Genomic DNA, 16724 nt, shown 5'->3' with positions numbered 1-16724 from the left:
ACTGTGTCAGGCAAACGCATCGAACGCCTCCTCCGGCTGGCCACCACGTGCGGCGACCTGGAGCGCGGCTCGCGCCCGCCACGCGTCAAGGGCGAGGTACGCGACGATGCCGACGACCGGGCCGCGCCCGGCTCTTGGCGCGGACAGCAATGCGGCGGCGTCCCGCTCGACCCGCGCCCACCAGCCCAGCTCGGCATGCCACAGGTCGTCCGGCCCGGTGCTGCCGGCGAACGGCCAGCGCGCGTCGGTGTGCAGGCCGTCGACGTAGTCCTCCCAGGTGCTCGCGGTGGCCGCCGGACCGAGCAGGACGTTCGCCCGGACCGCCACGGGCTCGGGCAGCTCCTCGAACATGGCGAACCGGGTTCGTGCGATCACCAGCGCCGCGCCACCCTCCGCCCACGCACGTGCCTCCGGCACGGCCGCCGCGACCCGAGCGGCCCAGGACAGTTCCATCGACGCCGCGACGGCCGCGGGGGTGGCCGCTCCGGGGTCGTCCCATGAGGTGGTCGCGAGCACCTCGCGCAGTTCCGTGCCGGTTCCCGTGGCCATCAGCCGCGACCATGCGGTGGTGAGCCGGCCGAGCGTGTACCGCGGACCGGCCGGCAGCCCCGCGAGCTCGCGGGTGTGCTCCACGACGTTCGCGAGCTCGAACCAGCCAGCCAACTGCCGGACGATTTCGGCACCGGCACGCGGCTGCCAGCCGGCGAGCACCCGCAGGTGCCAGAGCGCGGCGGCGCCCACCGCGTACTCCACTTCGGCCAGCTGCTGGCGGGTGTGCACCGTCCGTCCGTACGGCCCAGCGGCCAGCGTGGCAACCGCGGTCGCCAGCGACGGGCTCGCCGCGAGCCGGCGCGCACCATCCGCCCCGAGCCGGCGGCTCAACAACGCCCTACCCCGCACATCTCCGGCCACCCAGCCGGCGCCCCCGGTCATGGCGACCCTGCCCGGGTGGTACTGAGTTCGTCCACCGCCAGTGAAACGGCACGGGCGACGAGACCCGGCAACCGTTCGGCGGTGCGGTGTCCCTGCTGCTCGGTCATGTTCAGCGTGGCCTGCCGTGCCCGCACACGCTCCCGCTCGGCCGAAGCCCTGGTGTGTGCGGCGGCTGCGGACCGCAATGCCTCGGCCCGCAGCCGCGCCTCGGCCACCACCGCCTCGGCCTGCAGTCTCGCGTCCTTTCGCACGCGGTCGGCCTCGACCGTGGCTCGCTGCCGGATCTCCTCGGCTTTCTGTTCGGTCTCGGCAAGGGCGGCGAACAGTGAAGTGAGTTCCGATTCCCGCTCAGCGGCTCGGTCAGCAGGCACCCCACGTCGCCCAGGCGCACCGGGAGCGGCCGCCGGCCGAAACCGGTTCAGGGTGTCACGCAGGCCTGCCATCGCCAGCCCTTCGCCGAGGGGTGTCTGCTCGCCAAGAGGTGGAGCATCTGCTCCGATGCTCTGCCCGTGAGTGGAGGACCGGCCAGAGACGAAGTCCCCGCGGTGTAGGGACCTTCAGCCCTCCCCCGCACTTGCTACGGGAGCGACCGTGGCTGGTAGGACACGAGTGCGGAACGGAGGCCGAACCATGAACGGCACCATCCCGCTGGGCCGCTACGCCGGCATCCCGATCCGCGCGCACTGGTCGGTCATGCTGACCGTGGCGTTGCTGACCGTGCTGATGGCACAAGACATCCTGCCAGCGGCCGCGCCTGGTGCCACGGCGGTGGCGTACTGGCTCACCGCTCTCGCCGCCGCGATGTCACTGATCGCCTGCCTGCTGGGACACGAGCTTGCCCACGCCGTGCTGGCCCACCGGTTCGGCGTTCGGGTCAAGAGCATCACGTTGTGGGCGCTCGGCGGCGCCACCACCTTCACCGACGAGCCGTGCACCCCGAAAGCCAGCGCGCTCGTCGCGGTTGCCGGGCCCGCCGTTAGCATCGTCCTCAGTGGACTGTTCATGCTCGTCACGATGATCATGAGCCCGGCCTGGTTGGGCGGGTTGCCGGTCACCGGCTTCGCCTGGCTGGCCGTGGCCAACCTCGTGCTCGGTGTGTTCAACCTGCTACCCGCTGCCCCGCTGGATGGCGGCCGCCTGCTGCACGCATGGCTGTGGCACCGGTCCGGCGACAAGGAACGCGCCACGGTTCGTGCCACCGCGGTTGGCCAACTGTTCGGCTACCTGCTCGTCGGGCTCGGCGTCGCCGAACTGTTCGCCGGCGACACACTCGGCGGCGTGTGGCTCGCCCTCATCGGCTGGTTCGTCGCGAGCGCCGCGTCCACCGAAGGTCAGCAGGCACAGGTCCTCGCCGGACTCGAGGGCGTCCGCGTCCGTGACGTGATGACACCTGACCCGGTCGTCGCGCCCGGCTGGTGGACCATCGACGCGTTCGCCGACCACGTGGCCACCGCCGGCATACGGCACCGCGTCTTCCCAGTGCAGAGCTTCGACGGCAAGCCCACCGGTCTGGTCAGCCTGGCCGACCTGGCAAGCACACGTGCCCAGAGCCAGCGGCAGACCCGGCTGCACGACGCGGCCCGCCCGCTCGACCCGGACACGACGGTACGGGCCGGCGAACCACTCGCCGACGTGCTGCGCCGGGCCGCCCCGCGCACGAACAGTGCGTTCGTGGTCGTGGAGAACCACGTCCTGGTCGGCATCCTCACCACCGCCGACATCATGCGTGCGGTGGAGCTCGCCCGGCTCGGCCACCGGCCGGTCCAGCCGACCGGCCCCACTCAGTGGTGACCGCCGGCCCGGATGGTCCTCTCGTGGTCGAGATCGACGGCGAGTTCGGCGACGCCGTGCGAGATCAGGAGTTTGGCGCCGCCTCCGGCATGCGTGAGCATCGCCTCGATCGGGCGGTTCTGGGCCAGGTACGAGGCGCCGAAGGAGTGAAAGCCCCGCTCCAGCGCGGCCTCGGCCAGCAGTTCGACGAGCATGGTGGCCAACCCGACGCGCCGCCACGCCGGGTCGACCGCGACGGCGATCTCCGCGACCCCTTCCTCCTGCAGCGGCTCGAAACGGGCGATCGCGATCCCGCGCCCGGTCGCCGGGTCGAGTGCGACAAGGGCGAGGCGGCGCTCGTAGTCGACGGTGGTCAGCCACCTCAGCAGCTTGGGTGTGAGTCGCGGTGGCGAGCCGAGGAACCGGCGGCGCAACGTGTCAGGGTCGGCGGTGCGGATCGCCTCGGCCAGTTCCGGTGCGTCGGACGGCAGGATCGGTCGCACCCACACGTACCGCCCGTCCCGCAACCGCAGCCATCGTTCGAAGGCCACCGGGTAGCCCTCCGGCGGCTCGCCATTCCGCAGTGGTCGTGTGGTCATCTCACACAGGCTTCCGTGGGGGCACATGTTCGTCGCCTTCCTCCTTCGTCTGAACCGCCCCGGTAGATCTTTCGACCCGGCCTGCCGGTGACTTTCGGTCCCTACCCGACACCGGTCGGCTTGATAACGATGTGGTTCGGCCACGGGAGGATCACCATGACCGACCGAACCGCCCTATCCACCAGAATCCGAACCGACCACTCGGTTGACACCGTTCGCCTCCGCTACATCGCCGCTCAGGCCGAGAACTTCACGACGGTGCTCGACGACCTCCATAGCCGTCTCGCGACAGCGACGCTGCCGCTCGCGGAGGACCGTCACATCACCGCGATCGTCGAGCAGGCGGCCGCCGCCGCGGAGGACCTCGCGATCACTGCGGCCATCGCCGCCGACACGATCACCACACTGACGTGGGCACGCTGTGACGTGGCCAGCGTATGTCCTACCGGACGCGTGGTGGCTGGGTGATGTCGATCGTCATGTCACCGGGGATGCGGTGGTCGCGGGTGTCGTCGTGGCGGTAGGTCATCGAGACGGTCACGTCGACCACGCCGTCGATGTGGTGGGTCATGTCCTCGACCAGGGAGAGTTGGCTCTTCAGGTCCAGTTGGCCGGTGAGGGTGACCTCGCCGTTGTGGACGTCGACGGTGACCGTGGCCGGGTTGACGGCCATGCCGATGCCGTGCTCGAAGACATGCTCGACGATCTCGTCGCGGATGTTCTCGTCCTTGCGGAGGAACACGGTCAGCAGGTCCTTGCGGCTGACGATGCCGACCAGCGTGCCGGTCTCGTCGACGACCGGCAGGCGCTTGATGTTGTGCTCGGTCAGTAGCCGTGCCGCGCCGGCGACGGTCGAGGCAGCGTTGACGGTGATCGCAGGCTTGCTCATCAGCTGACCGGCCGTGGTCGCGGCGGCGCGGCGCGCGTGGCGCCGGTCCCGCCACCAGCTCAGCAGCGAGCGGGAGAACTCGATCTCCTGTGTGCCCTGCTTGATCAGCAGGTCTGCCTCGGACACCACGCCCAGCACACGGCCGTCCTGGTCGACAACGGGCAGGGCGCTCACATCCCGCCGGGCGAGTGCGCGGGCGACGTCCTTGAACGGCGTGCCCTCCCGCACTGTGGCGACGTCCGTGCTCATCACGTTCTTGACTTTCCGGTGGCTCATCGCGACCTCCTCCACTTCCTGCCCTCAGCGTGCGGCCGGGCGGGCCGTCCTCGCTGCGGTCTGTTGGCCCGGGGTGGCGGGGACTTCCGTCCCTGTCAGGCGCGGCCCCGGCCGGTGAGGCTGGAGGGACAACGGAGGAGGAACGCTGTGCCTGGGATCGGGCGCGGTCGGTTTCGTGCTCGTCGAGGCGGACAAGGCACTACGCGCCATAGGCCGGACGGCCGTGGAGTCGCCCGCACGTGGTCATGGCCGACCATGGCTCGCCGCCGTGCGATGAGACACGGCCGAAGGTCCCGGTTCGGCGGGGACTCCTCGCGGGACCTTCGCCAGCGCAGGCGTTGCCTCCGCCTCTGATCAGGAACTCCTTGTGCGGCAAAGCTTGTGTCAGACGAAGGAGGAGGCGTGATGAAGGCAGCAGTCGTGACGGCGTTCGACCGACCGCTGGAGATCCTGGACCGGGCCGTGCCCGAGCCGGCTGACGACCAGGTGCTGGTGCGCGTTGTGGCGAGCGGGTTGTGCCACACCGACATCCATGCGGCACGTGGAGACTGGCCGCTCAAACCGACGCCGCCGTTCGTGCCGGGCACGAGGGCGTCGGCGTGGTCGAGCGGATCGGTAGCCGGGTGACCGGGGTCGCAGTGGGGGATCGCGTCGCCGTTCCGTGGCTCGGCTACGCCTGCGGAGGCTGTGGGTACTGTGTGGACGGTCGGGAGGCGCTCTGCGAGTCGCAGGTCAACACCGGCTATGGCATCGACGGCGCACACGCCGAGTACGCCGTCGCGTACGCCAGTCACGTCGTGTGCGTGCCCGAGGGCGTCAGCTCGCGGGACGCCGCACCGCTGACCTGTGCCGGTGTCACCACCTACAAGGCCATCAAGGTGTCCGGGCTGCGGCCCACCGAGCGGGCGGCCATCTTCGGTATCGGCGGGCTCGGTCACCTCGCGTTGCAGTACGCGCGGATCTTCGGTGCCGTGACCGTCGCCGTCGACGTGACCGAGGCCAAGCTCGCGCTCGCCACCGAACTCGGGGCCGACCACACCGTGAACGCGGCGGAGACCGACCCGGTCACCGCGATCCGTGAGTTGGGTGGCGCGGACGTGGCCGTGGTGCTCGCCGCGACGCCGGTGGTGCTCGAGCAGGCGCATGCCGCGCTGCGGCGCGGTGGCCGGCTGGTGCTGGTGTCGCTGCCCAAGGACAACATCATGCGGCTGCCCGTGTTCGAGACCGTCCTTGGCGGCATCTCCGTCATCGGGTCGATCGTCGGCACCCGCGTGGACCTTGCCGAGGTCTTCCACCTGCACGCCGCCGGCCGCACGAAGGTCGACGTCGAGGTCCGCAAGCTCGACGAGATCAACGACGCCATCTCCGACGTCCTCGCCGGCCGCGTCACCGCCCGGGTGGTGTTCGAGCCGTGACCGCCACCGTGAGGAGCGTGATGACCCGCTGCCCGATCTCGATTCGGCCCGGTGTCCCGTTCGCCACCGTCGCGGCGATCCTGTCGCGTAACCGGATCAGCGCGGTCCCGGTCGTCGACCGCGAAGACGTGTTGATCGGCGTCGTGTCCGAGGCCGACCTGCTCGGTGGCCGGGACGGCGCCGGGGTGACCGCGCGGGAGCTGATGAGCCGGCAGCCGCGCACGGTTACCGGAGATACGACGTTGCCGGCGGCGGCCCGGCTGCTGGCCGACGCCGGGGTGCGGCGACTGTACGTGACCGAGCACGGCAGGCTGGCTGGTGTGGTGTCGCGCCGGGACCTGCTCACGACCTACCTCCGCGACGACGACGCGATCCGCGAGGACGTCGAGCGCGTGCTGGCAGATCTGTTGCCCGCGCAGCGGCCGGTGGGGGTGAGTGTGCGGGACGGAGTCGTCCTCCTGCTCGGCCGCGTCGAATGGCACAGCACCCGCGCCGTGATCGACGAACGTGTGCGGGCGGTGCCGGGCGTGGTCGAGGTGCTCGACCGGCTCGGCTACATCGTCGACGACGGCGCCCGGCCACGAGTCGCGGAGAACGTCCGATGAGCGCCGCGATCAGCCCGAACGGGGTGCGGGCGCTGCTGGCCGACGGCCGCGTCGTCATGGTTCGGACCATCACGTCCGCCGATGCGGACGCCGTTCTGTCACTCCATATGAGACTGTCAGAACACGACAGATACCTGCGCTTCTTCGGCACCGGCACGCGGGTGCTGGACGCCATCACGCGCCGGATCGCCCGTACGGCGAACGGCACGCACGCGGCCGTCGGCGCCTGGCTCGGCGAGCAGCTCGTGGGAGTGGCGAACTACGAGGCGATGCTGGGCGCCACGACCGCCGAGGTCGCGCTGGTCGTCGACGGCACGGTGCAGGCACGCGGGCTGGGCACGCTGCTGCTCGAGCACCTCGCGTCCATGGCGCGCCACCACGGCATCACCCGGTTCGTGGCCGAGGTTCTCGCCGAGAACCGGCGGATGATCCAGGTCTTCGCCGACACCGGCCTGCCGTACCGGATGTCCACGCTGGAACCGGAACGGCACGTCGAGATCTCGCTGACCGCGGACGAGCGGTTCGCCGCCGCCGTCGACGAGCGGGACCGGGTTGCCGACGTCGCCAGCCTGGCGAACATCCTGCGCCCTAAGGGCATCGTCGTGGTCGGGGCGGGACGGCGGCCCGGCTCGGTGGGCCACGCGGTGCTGCGCAACCTGATCGACGGCGGGTTCACCGGCCGGCTCACCGCGGTGAACCCGCACGCGGACGAGATCGCGGGTGTACCGTGCCGGCCGTCGGTGGCCGAGCTGACCGAGATCCCTGACCTGGCCGTGGTCTGCGTGCCGGCGGCGTCGGTGCCGGACGCGGTCGAGGAATGTGGCCGGGAAGGTATTCCAGCGGTGGTGGTGATCTCTGCCGGGCTGTCCGGCACCAACCTCGCCACGCATGTGCTGGCCTCCGTTCGGAGACACGGCATGCGACTCGTCGGCCCGAACTGTGTCGGCGTGGTCAACACCGACCCGGCGGCCCACATGAACGCCACCTTCACCCGGGGAGACGTGCCCGAGGGCGGCGTGGGGATCGTGACCCAGTCCGGCGGTGTCGGCATCGCGCTCGTCGAGTTGTTGCGCCAGCTCGGTCTTGGTGTCTCGACGATGGTGTCGACGGGCGACAAGTACGACGTGAGTGGCAACGACATGCTGCTGTGGTGGCGGCAGGACCCGAACACCGCCGCAGTCGTGCTGTACCTGGAGTCGTTCGGCAACCCACGCAAGTTCAGCCGCCTCGCCCGCGGTCTCGCGCGGACCAAGCCGATCATCGCCGTCCGCTCTGCCGAGAGCGATGTCGTCCAGCGGGCCGCCGCCTCGCACACCGCTGCGGCCGCGACCCCGGCTGTCACGAGGGACGCGTTGTTCGAGCAGGCCGGTGTCATCGCGGTCGACACGGTCAGCGAGGTGACCGACGTGCTCGCCGCCCTGGCGTGGCAGCCGTTGCCCGCCGGCAACCGGGTCGCGATCCTGTCGAATGCGGGTGGCGCCGGTGTGCTGGCCGCCGATGCGTGTGTCCACAACGGACTCGTCGTGCCGCGGCTGAGCCAGATGACTCAGGTGGCGCTCGCGGAGCTGCTGCCGGCACAGGCCAGCCTCGGCAACCCGATCGACACCACTGCGGGTGTCGATGCTGCCACGTTCGGCGCCTGCCTGGAGGTCCTGCTCGCCGATGACGACATCGACGCGGTACTCGCCGCCGGCGTCCCGACCGCGCTCGCCGACCCCGTCACGGCGACGGCGACGCTCGCGATGAAGCGGCGGAAGACCGTGTTGATGGCCCGCCCTGGGCAACTCGCCTCGGTGACCGGATTCGGCGACGGCACCGGCCCCGCCACGGCCAGCTTCGCCGACCCCGCTGCTGCCGCGGCCGCGCTGGGCCGCGTCGCCGCCTACGCGCGCTGGCGCCGGCAGCCCGTGGGCACGGCCACCGAACCGGTGGACATCCAACTCGGTGAGGCGTGGACGCTCGTGCGGGACTTCCTGCGCGCCGAGCCCGATGGGGGCTGGCTGGCGCCGGACACGGCCATGCGGCTGCTCGACCTGTTCGGCATCCCGGCAGTGCGGTCGATCATGGCCGCGGATGCCGACTCGGCCGTCACCGCTCTGCGCGAACTGGGCGGACCGGTGGCGGTCAAGGTGGTCGCGGCGGGCGTGCTGCACAAGGCCAGAGCCGGCGGCGTCACGCTGAACGTGGCGACCGAGGAGGAACTGCGAGCCACGGTCGCCGCGTTCCGTGACCGTTTCGGCGACGCCGTGCAAGGCGTGCTGCTCCAGCCGATGGCGATGCCCGGTCGAGAGCTGATCGTCGGCGTCGACTCCGACGACACGTTCGGCCCGCTGGTCCTGTTCGGCCTCGGCGGCACCGACACCGACCTGATCGCCGACCGCGTTGCCCGCCTCACCCCACTGTGCGATGTGGACGCCGAGCGGATGGTGCACGGCCTGCGCTCGTCCACCGCGCTGTTCGGCGGCGACCACCCGCTGCCCACCGAAGGCATCGTGGACGTCCTCACCCGGATCAGCCGGCTCGCCGAGACCATCCCCGAGGTCGCCGAGTTGGACCTCAACCCGGTCATCGTCCGCCAGCACGGTTGCCAGGTGCTGGACGCGCGGGTGCGGCTCGTGCCCCGCGAACCGGCTGACCCGTTCCTGCGCCGGCTGCGCGCCTGAATCCCAGAAGGAGACGAGGAAACCATGCGTGCACGCGACATCATGACCGCGCCGGTGATCACGGTGCGGCCCGCGACCACCATCAAAGAGGCCGCTGCGCTGCTCGCCGGGCACGGCTTCACCGCCCTGCCGGTGCTGGACGACGACCACCGGCTGATCGGCATCGTCACCGAGGCCGACCTCGTGCGTGACCGCGTCCCGCGCGACCCCCGCGCCCTCATCCACCCCGGCCACAGGCCCGTTCCCGGACCGGTCACGACCACGGTCGGCGAGGTGATGACCACGCCCGCGGTCGCGATGGGACCGGGCACCGACGTCGCTGTCCTCGCCAAGGCACTACTCGACGCCGGGCACCGCAGCATGCCGATCGTCGAGGGCTCGACTGTGGTGGGGATCGTGACGCGGCGTGACATCGTGCGCGCCATCGCTCGGGATGACGACACGATCGCGGCCGACGTCCGGCACCGGCTGGAGATCTACGGCAGCGACCGGCGCTGGCAGGTCGAGGTGCAGGACGGTGTGGTGTCCATCGCCGACCAGTTCGACAGCCACCAACCCAACGCTGAGACCGACCGGCATGTCGCCACGGTGCTCGCCGAGGCGGTGCCCGGCGTCGTCCGTGCCACCGCGTTCGCCGCACGTGCGGAGGACGATCGATGAACAAGCCGGTGGTGGTCGGGGTGGACGGGTCGGAGTCCGCGCTGCACGCGGTCCGCTGGGCCGCCGACGAGGCCCGGCGCCGGCAAGCGCCACTACACCTGGTGCATGCCTACGAGATTCCCGTAAGCTACCCGCCCGGGTTCGTCGACTGGCACGCCCTGCACGAGGCGCTCGTGGCGCAGGGGAAGTCGTGGCTCGGCCAGGCCCGCGAGATGGCCGAGGAGGCCGTGCCAGGGCTGGCTGTTCAGACGGTCGAGGTGAAGGCCGGGGCCGTGCCGACGCTGGTGAAGCAGTCGGCGGGCGCGGCTCTGCTGGTGCTCGGCACCCGTGGCCTCGGTGGCTTCACCGGACTGCTCATTGGTTCGACGGCCGTGGAGTTGGCGGCACACGCGCACTGCCCGATCGTGGTCGTCCGGGGATCGGATGCTGAGCGCAGCTTGCGGAGCGAACATCGACTCGGCACGGGCCCGGTGGTCGTGGGCGTGGATGGCACGCCGGTCGGTGAGGCGGCGATCGCGTTCGCCTTCGCCGAGGCCTCAACACGCGGGACCGGCCTGGTCGCCGTGCACACCTGGACCGACCTGCTGCTGGAGACCGCGTTCGCCGGGGCGGCGGCGCAGCTGGACTTCTCGGTGCTGGCGCAGCAGGCCGAGGAGATGCTCGGGGAGCGGCTGGCCGGCTGGCAGGAGAAGTACCCCGACGTGCCGGTCACCAGGCACGTGAGCCGGGAACGGGCAGGCCGCGCGCTGTTGCGGCACGCCGAGGGCGCTCAGCTCGTGGTGGTCGGCAGCCGGGGACGCGGCGGATTCCGTGGCCTGCTGCTCGGTTCGATCAGCCAGCACCTGCTCCACCACGCGCCGTGCCCGGTGGCCGTGGTCCGCACCACTCCGGAAGCCGAGCGTTAGCACCGGTTGCCGCGCCGGATACGCTGAGGACCGGTTCACCCGTACGTCACCGGGGTCGGTTTCGAAAGCGGGGTCAGGAGATGTCGGACGTCCCTGGCGAAGCCAGGTCGCGGTCGTCGGTTGGCGTGTCGTTGACCGGTCTTCGGTTGGACGAGCTGCTCGCGGAGATCGGGAAGACGCGGGATCGGCTGCAGGGTCTGCTGGACGCCGTCGTCGCGGTCGGCACTGGGCTGGAGTTGGCCGGTACGTTGCAGCGGATCGTGCAGACCGCGGTCGAGTTGGTGGACGCCCGGTACGGCGCGCTGGGTGTGCTCGGTGACCAGGAAGGGCTCTCGGAGTTCGTCTATGTCGGCATCGACCCGGAGACGCGGGCGAAGATGGGGCACCTGCCGGAGGGCAAGGGGCTGCTCGGGCACCTGATCTCCCACCCGTTCCCGATCCGGCTCGCGGATCTGGCCGAGCACCCGTCGTCGGTGGGGTTCCCGGCCAACCATCCGCCGATGCGGAGTTTTCTCGGTACGCCGGTGCGGGTGCGGGACGAGGTGTTCGGCAACCTTTACCTCACCGAGAAGAAGGGTGAGGCCGAGTTCAACGACGACGACGTCGTCGTACTCGAGGCTCTCGCCGCAGCCGCCGGCGTGGCCATCGAGAACGCGCGGTTGTTCGAGCAGGCTCGACTGCGGGAGCGGTGGCAGAAGGCATCGGGCGAGGTGAACGCGCTGCTGCTCGGCGGGGCGTCCGGGGAGGAGGCGTTGGCGCTGATCGCGGAGCGGACCCGTGAGTTGTCCGGCTCGGACTGCGCGTTGATCCTGCTCACCGACGAGACGGGACAGATGCTCACGGTGGAGGCCGGGGCCGGGACCCGCAGTGAGGAGATGGTGGGCCGGCACCTGTCGGCCACCGCGCCGGCGATCGCGACGGTCATCGGTGACCGCGAGCCCACCGTGTACGTGGACTTCGCGGAGGCGTTGGGGACCGAGGCGGACCTGTTCGGCGAGTTCGGGCCTGCGGATGCGGTGCCGTTCGGGTCGGTGACCGGGGTGAGCGGGGTGCTGCTGGCGTTGCGGAACAAGGGTGGCCACCTGTTCGGGCAGGAGCAGTTGCCGCTGCTGGCCTCGTTCGCGGCGCAGGTGGCGCTGGCGCTGGAGTTGGCGGACAAGCAGCGGCAGCAACGCATGCTGGACGTGCTGGCCGATCGGGACCGGATCGCCGGTGACCTGCACGACCACGTGATCCAGCGCTTGTTCGCGGCCGGGATGAGCCTGCAGGCCATCGTGGGCCGGATCAGGGACACCGAAGCGCGTAACCGGGTCACCGGTGTGGTCGGGCAGTTGGACGAGACGATGCGGGACATCCGGACGTCGATCTTCGACCTGCACACCGCGGGGGAGGAGAATCCGGCCAGCCTGCGGCGCCGGATGCTGGACCTGGTGGCCGAGGCCAGCGCGAACACGGACATGTCACCCGCAGTGCGGATCTCCGGGGCGGTGGACACGCTGGTACCGCCCGCGATCGCCGAGCACGCGCTGGCCGTGCTCCGCGAGGGGGTGAGCAACGCCGTCCGGCATGCCCGCGCCACCGACATCGTGGTCACCGTTGAGGCCGGCATAGATCTGGTCATCGGCGTGACCGACAACGGCGTCGGCATGCCCGCGGACGTCGCCCGCAGCGGGCTGCTCAACCTCGAGCGGCGCGCTCAGGAGTGTGCCGGCGTGACCACGGTGGCTCCGGGTCCGGAAGCCGGTACCCACCTGGTCTGGCGGGTTCCGTTGCCTCAGCCCTGATCGTTGTTCGACTTGCGGGCCCGTAACTCGGCGGCGAGTGCTGCTGCCTGGGTTCTGCGTTGCATGCCGAGTTTGTTGAGTAGGTGGGAGACGTAGTTCTTGATGGTTTTCTCGGCGAGGAACATGCGTTCGCCGATCTGGCGGTTGGTGAGTCCTTCGCCGATGAGGTCGAATACCTGGTGTTCCTGCTCGGTGAGCTTGTTGAGCGGGTTCTGGTCCTCGCGTTCACGCCGGATGCGGTTCATCAGCGCTGCGGTGGTCCTGGGGTCGAGGAGGGAGCCGCCGGCGCCGACGGTGCGGATGGCGTTGAGGAGGTCGAGGCCGAGGACTTGTTTGAGGACGAAGCCGGAGGCGCCGGCCATGATGGCGTCGAACAGGGCGTCGTCGTCGGCGTAGGAGGTGAGCATGAGGCAGTTCAGGTCTGGTATCGCGGACTTGAGGTCACGGCAGAGTTCGATGCCGTTGCCGTCGGGCATCCGCACGTCCAGCACGGCGACATCGGGGTTGACCTGGGGCGCGCGAGCCAGCGCCTCGGCGACGCCGGACGCCTCGCCGACGACTTCGAGGTCCTCGGCGGTGCCGATCAGGTCGCCGATACCCCGGCGCACGATCTCGTGGTCATCGACCAACATAACTCGAATCACCGGTGCCTCCTCGACATGTCACGACCAACGGTATGCCCTCTGGCAACGCCCTGCCGTGGCCCGTTGGGCATCAATCAACAGGGACGAAAGTCCTCACGCGACGGACCGAACTTGTCGGGCAATTTCCACGTCCTCGCGGGCGGGTACGACGAGCGTCCGAACCGGAGCGCCGGCTGCGGTGATGTCGCTGTCGCCGGCCTTGGTGGCTGTTTCGTTGGCGCTGGCGGAGATCCGGACGCCGAGGAACGCGAGGCCATCAGCGGCCGCGGCTCGCACCGGAGGCTGGTGCTCGCCGACGCCGCCGGTGAAGACGAGCACGTCGAGCCCGTTCATCGCGGCGGCCATCGCAGCGATCTCCCGTCGCAGCCGGTGCAGATAGACGTCCAGCGCGAGGATCGCGGTCGGGTCGTCACTGCCGACGATGTCACGCAGATCTCCGCTGCCGTCACTGAGTCCGGCCAGGCCGCTGCGGTGTTCGAGCGCGTCGGACAGTTCCTTGGAGTCGACACGGTTCAGCAGCCACAACAGGAGCCCTGGGTCGACGTCGCCGGACCGGGTGGCCATCACCAGCCCGGCCAGCGGGGTGAAGCCCATCGTCGTGTCCACTGAGTGTCCATTGTGGATTGCCGTGAGGGAGGCGCCGGAGCCGAGGTGACAGCTGACGATCCGAAGGCCGGGACCGACCAGCTCGGCCACCCGCCGGGCAACGTGCGCGTGCGACAGCCCGTGGAAGCCGTAGCGGCGCAACGACCACCGCTCGTTCCACGCGCGGGGCAGCGCGTAGGTCGCCGCGGCGGCCGGCAGGTCGTGGTGGAAGGCGGTGTCGAAACACGCGACGGCCGGCACGTCCGGCAGGACGGTGCCCACCGCGTCGATGCCGGCCACGCCGCGTGGCTGGTGCAGTGGCGCCAGCTCGGCCAGGCTCGCGATCTGGTCCCGGACGTCGTCGTCCAGCCGGACCGGGCCGGTGAACGTGCCACCGCCGTGCACGATGCGGTGGCCGACGGCGTCGACACGGGGAAGACCGTTGACGAACGCCTTGATGTCCTCGGTCTCGTCCCCGCCGGTCCACCGGTCGAGCATGACCGAGTCGACCACCTCGTCGGCGCCGTCCAGCAACGCGAGCTTGAGGCTGGACGACCCGGTGTTGACCACCAGCACGTGGGTCATCAGTACGGCCACACCCAGTCAAGGACCTCGGGCAGGTCCTCGCCGTGGGTGCGGGTCCACTGGTGGTGGCGGGTCCGCAGGTCCATCATCCGCTGGCGGACCAGCGCGGCACGCGCGCCGAGCGTTGGCACCCGGTCGAGCACGTCGATGACGAGGCGGTACCGGTCCATGTCGTTGAGTACCAGCATGTCGAACGGTGTGGTGGTGGTGCCTTCTTCTTTGTAGCCGCGGACGTGGATGTTGTGGTGGTTGCGGCGGCGGTAGGTGAGGCGGTGGATGAGCCAGGGGTAGCCGTGGTAGGCGAAGATCACTGGCCGGTCCGGGGTGAACATCGCGTCGAACTCGGGGTCCGTCATGCCGTGCGGGTGCTCGGTGTGCGGCTGTAGACGCATCAGGTCGACCACGTTCACCACCCGCACCGTCAGCTCGGGCAGTTGCTCACGCAGGATCGCCGCGGCGGCCATGACCTCCAGTGTCGGCGCGTCCCCGGCGCAGGCCAGCACGACGTCCGGCTCGCCCGTGTTCGAGCCGCTGTCCTCATTGCCGGCCCAGTCCCAGATACCTGCACCGCGGGTGCAGTGCAGGATCGCCTCGTCCATCGGCAGCCAGTCCGGGCTCTCGTTCTTGCCAGCGACGATGACGTTGACGTAGTCGCGGCTGCGTAGGCAGTGGTCGGCCACGGACAGGAGGGTGTTGGTGTCCGGTGGCAGGTAGACGCGGATGACCTCGGCTTTCTTGTTCATGACGTGGTCGATGAAGCCGGGGTCCTGGTGGGAGAAGCCGTTGTGGTCCTGGCGCCACACGTGTGAGGTGAGCAGGTAGTTCAAAGAAGCGACTGGGCGCCGCCAGGGCAGCTTCTGGCTGGTCTTGAGCCATTTGGCGTGCTGGTTGAACATCGAGTCGACGATGTGGATGAACGCCTCGTAGCAGGAGAACAGGCCGTGCCGGCCGGTGAGCAGGTAGCCCTCCAGCCAGCCCTGGCACAGGTGCTCGGACAGCACCTCCATCACACGACCGTCGCTCGTGAGGTGTTCGTCGACCGGCAGGATCTCGGCTTGCCACTGCTTGCCGGTCGTCTCGTAGACGGCGTCGAGCCGGTTGGAGGCGGTCTCGTCCGGGCCGAAGATTCGGAAGTTCCGCGCTTGCGCGTTCTCCCGCATGACGTCCCGGAGGAACCGGCCGAGCACGCGGGTCGGTTCGGATGTGCTGTTGCCGTGCTTGCCGACCTCGACGGCGTGGCGGCGGAAGTCGGGCAGGTCGAGTGGGCGCAGCAGCAGGCCGCCGTTGGCGTGCGGGTTGGCGCCCATCCTGCGGTCATCGTCCGGGACCTGACCCAGCAGTTCGGGCACAGGCCGGCCGTGGGAGTCGAACAGCTTCTCGGGCCGGTACGAGCGCAGCCACTCCTCGAGCTGGGCGAGGTGCTCCGGGTTGTCCCGCACACCGGCGAGGGGCACCTGGTGGGCGCGCCACGTGCCCGTCACGGGCACACCGTCCACAAAGGACGGACCGGTCCAGCCTTTGGGGGAACGCAGGACGATCATCGGCCAGCGGGGCCGCTTTCGCTCACCGGCCCTGGCCTGGTGCTGGATGGCGGCGATCTCGTCGAATGCGCCGTCGAGCGTGGCGGCCATGTCCTGGTGCATCTGCTCGGGGTCATCGCCGGTGACATACCGGGGCGCATAGCCGTAGCCACGCAGCAACGCGTCCAGCTCGTCGTGGGGGATGCGGGCCAGCACGGCCGGGTTGGCGATCTTGTAGCCGTTGAGATGTAGGATCGGCAGCACCGCCCCATCCGTGGCGGGGTTGAGGAACTTGTTGGCGTGCCAGCTGGTCGCGAGCGGTCCGGTCTCCGCTTCGCCGTCGCCCACGACGCAGGCCACGATGAGGTCGGGATTATCGAATGCGGCGCCGTAGGCGTGGGCGAGGGAGTAGCCCAGCTCGCCGCCTTCATGGATGGAGCCGGGGATCTCGGGGGCCACGTGGCTGGGCACGCCGCCGGGGAAGGAGAACTGGCGGAACAGTTCCCGCATCCCTTTCTCGTCGCGGGGCACGCCTGGGTAGGCCTGCGAGTAGCTGCCCTCCAGCCAGGTGTTCGCGAGCATGGCCGGGCCGCCGTGTCCGGGCCCGATCACGTACATCATGTTCAGCTCGCGGGCCCGGATCACCCGGTTGAGGTGGGTGTAGAGGAAGTTCAGGCCCGGGGTGGTGCCCCAGTGGCCGAGCAGGCGTGGCTTGATGTGCTCACGGCGCAGCGGCTCGGTCAGCAGAGGGTTGTCCAGCAGGTAGATCTGGCCGACGGACAGGTAGTTCGCCGCCCGCCAGTACGCGTCCAGTGCCCGCAGCTCCTGGTGGTCGAGTGCTGCCGCCATGGTTTCCGTCACTGGTCTTCTCCCTAGTTCTTTCTCGCCACG

The 16724-nt window shown here is 70.1% G+C and carries 15 protein-coding genes and 1 pseudogene; 9 read left to right on the top strand and 7 right to left on the bottom strand.

The window, feature by feature from the left end; translation table 11 throughout:
- Window positions 1-6: 6 nt before the first annotated feature.
- A complete protein-coding gene (locus tag GEV28_RS00670) occupies window positions 7-933 on the bottom strand; it encodes a hypothetical protein (protein WP_291407424.1) in 927 nt (308 codons plus the stop codon).
- A complete protein-coding gene (locus GEV28_RS00665) occupies window positions 930-1376 on the bottom strand; it encodes a hypothetical protein (RefSeq protein ID WP_291407422.1) in 447 nt (148 codons plus the stop codon). Before GEV28_RS00665 ends, GEV28_RS00670 begins: the two co-directional genes overlap by 4 nt.
- A 187-nt stretch (window positions 1377-1563) precedes the next feature.
- Between GEV28_RS00665 and GEV28_RS00660 the strand changes: the two genes are divergently transcribed.
- Window positions 1564-2724, top strand: coding sequence for a site-2 protease family protein (locus GEV28_RS00660; protein ID WP_291407420.1), 1161 nt, complete (start codon window positions 1564-1566; stop codon window positions 2722-2724).
- On the opposite strand, the gene GEV28_RS00655 is transcribed toward GEV28_RS00660, so the two are convergent.
- Complete coding sequence (locus GEV28_RS00655) at window positions 2715-3302, bottom strand: GNAT family N-acetyltransferase (protein ID WP_291407418.1); 588 nt, start codon at window positions 3300-3302, stop codon at window positions 2715-2717. The two genes, GEV28_RS00660 and GEV28_RS00655, sit on opposite strands and share 10 nt — an antisense overlap.
- Window positions 3303-3458: 156 nt before the next feature.
- Between GEV28_RS00655 and GEV28_RS00650 the strand changes: the two genes are divergently transcribed.
- The gene (locus tag GEV28_RS00650; RefSeq protein WP_291407416.1) at window positions 3459-3770 is read left to right on the top strand and encodes a hypothetical protein; all 312 of its coding nucleotides are present in this window, start codon (window positions 3459-3461) and stop codon (window positions 3768-3770) included.
- Here GEV28_RS00650 and GEV28_RS00645 read toward each other — a convergent pair.
- Complete coding sequence (locus GEV28_RS00645) at window positions 3745-4467, bottom strand: CBS domain-containing protein (protein ID WP_291407414.1); 723 nt, start codon at window positions 4465-4467, stop codon at window positions 3745-3747. The two genes, GEV28_RS00650 and GEV28_RS00645, sit on opposite strands and share 26 nt — an antisense overlap.
- A 405-nt stretch (window positions 4468-4872) precedes the next feature.
- On the opposite strand from GEV28_RS00645, the pseudogene GEV28_RS00640 reads away from it, so the two are divergent.
- The 7 genes and pseudogenes from GEV28_RS00640 to GEV28_RS00610 form a co-directional block, all read left to right on the top strand.
- A pseudogene (locus GEV28_RS00640) lies at window positions 4873-5207 on the top strand (alcohol dehydrogenase catalytic domain-containing protein); the annotation flags it as partial.
- Between the two features lie 57 nt (window positions 5208-5264).
- On the top strand, window positions 5265-5882 hold the full coding sequence (locus GEV28_RS00635) for an alcohol dehydrogenase catalytic domain-containing protein (protein ID WP_367115006.1): 618 nt from the start codon (window positions 5265-5267) through the stop codon (window positions 5880-5882).
- The gene (locus GEV28_RS00630; protein WP_291407408.1) at window positions 5879-6487 is read left to right on the top strand and encodes a CBS domain-containing protein; all 609 of its coding nucleotides are present in this window, start codon (window positions 5879-5881) and stop codon (window positions 6485-6487) included. Before GEV28_RS00635 ends, GEV28_RS00630 begins: the two co-directional genes overlap by 4 nt.
- Window positions 6484-9150, top strand: a complete 2667-nt coding sequence (locus tag GEV28_RS00625; RefSeq protein WP_291407406.1) for a bifunctional GNAT family N-acetyltransferase/acetate--CoA ligase family protein — start codon at window positions 6484-6486, stop codon at window positions 9148-9150. Before GEV28_RS00630 ends, GEV28_RS00625 begins: the two co-directional genes overlap by 4 nt.
- A gap of 24 nt (window positions 9151-9174) precedes the next feature.
- Window positions 9175-9810, top strand: a complete 636-nt coding sequence (locus GEV28_RS00620) for a CBS domain-containing protein (RefSeq protein ID WP_291407404.1) — start codon at window positions 9175-9177, stop codon at window positions 9808-9810.
- Window positions 9807-10715 carry a universal stress protein gene (locus tag GEV28_RS00615; protein ID WP_291407402.1) on the top strand — a complete coding sequence of 303 codons (909 nt, stop codon included), beginning with the start codon at window positions 9807-9809 and terminating at the stop codon, window positions 10713-10715. The genes GEV28_RS00620 and GEV28_RS00615 overlap by 4 nt, the downstream gene beginning before the upstream one ends.
- 80 nt (window positions 10716-10795) lie before the next feature.
- Window positions 10796-12499: a GAF domain-containing protein gene (locus tag GEV28_RS00610; protein WP_291407400.1), complete on the top strand. Its 1704-nt coding sequence runs from the start codon at window positions 10796-10798 to the stop codon at window positions 12497-12499.
- Here GEV28_RS00610 and GEV28_RS00605 read toward each other — a convergent pair.
- The 3 genes from GEV28_RS00605 to GEV28_RS00595 form a co-directional block, all read right to left on the bottom strand.
- A complete protein-coding gene (locus tag GEV28_RS00605) occupies window positions 12490-13131 on the bottom strand; it encodes a response regulator transcription factor (RefSeq protein WP_291407601.1) in 642 nt (213 codons plus the stop codon). The genes GEV28_RS00610 and GEV28_RS00605 overlap by 10 nt on opposite strands.
- Before the next feature lie 105 nt (window positions 13132-13236).
- Complete coding sequence (locus GEV28_RS00600; protein ID WP_291407397.1) at window positions 13237-14313, bottom strand: acetate/propionate family kinase; 1077 nt, start codon at window positions 14311-14313, stop codon at window positions 13237-13239.
- Window positions 14313-16682, bottom strand: coding sequence for a phosphoketolase (locus tag GEV28_RS00595; RefSeq protein WP_291407599.1), 2370 nt, complete (start codon window positions 16680-16682; stop codon window positions 14313-14315). The genes GEV28_RS00600 and GEV28_RS00595 overlap by 1 nt, the downstream gene beginning before the upstream one ends.
- Window positions 16683-16724: the final 42 nt, after the last annotated feature.

This window comes from Actinophytocola sp., assembly GCF_009379765.1.
In the GTDB taxonomy this organism is placed as follows: domain Bacteria; phylum Actinomycetota; class Actinomycetes; order Mycobacteriales; family Pseudonocardiaceae; genus Actinophytocola.
The sequence above is the reverse complement of the archived record's forward strand: the minus strand, read 5'-3'. Positions and strand labels throughout refer to the sequence as shown.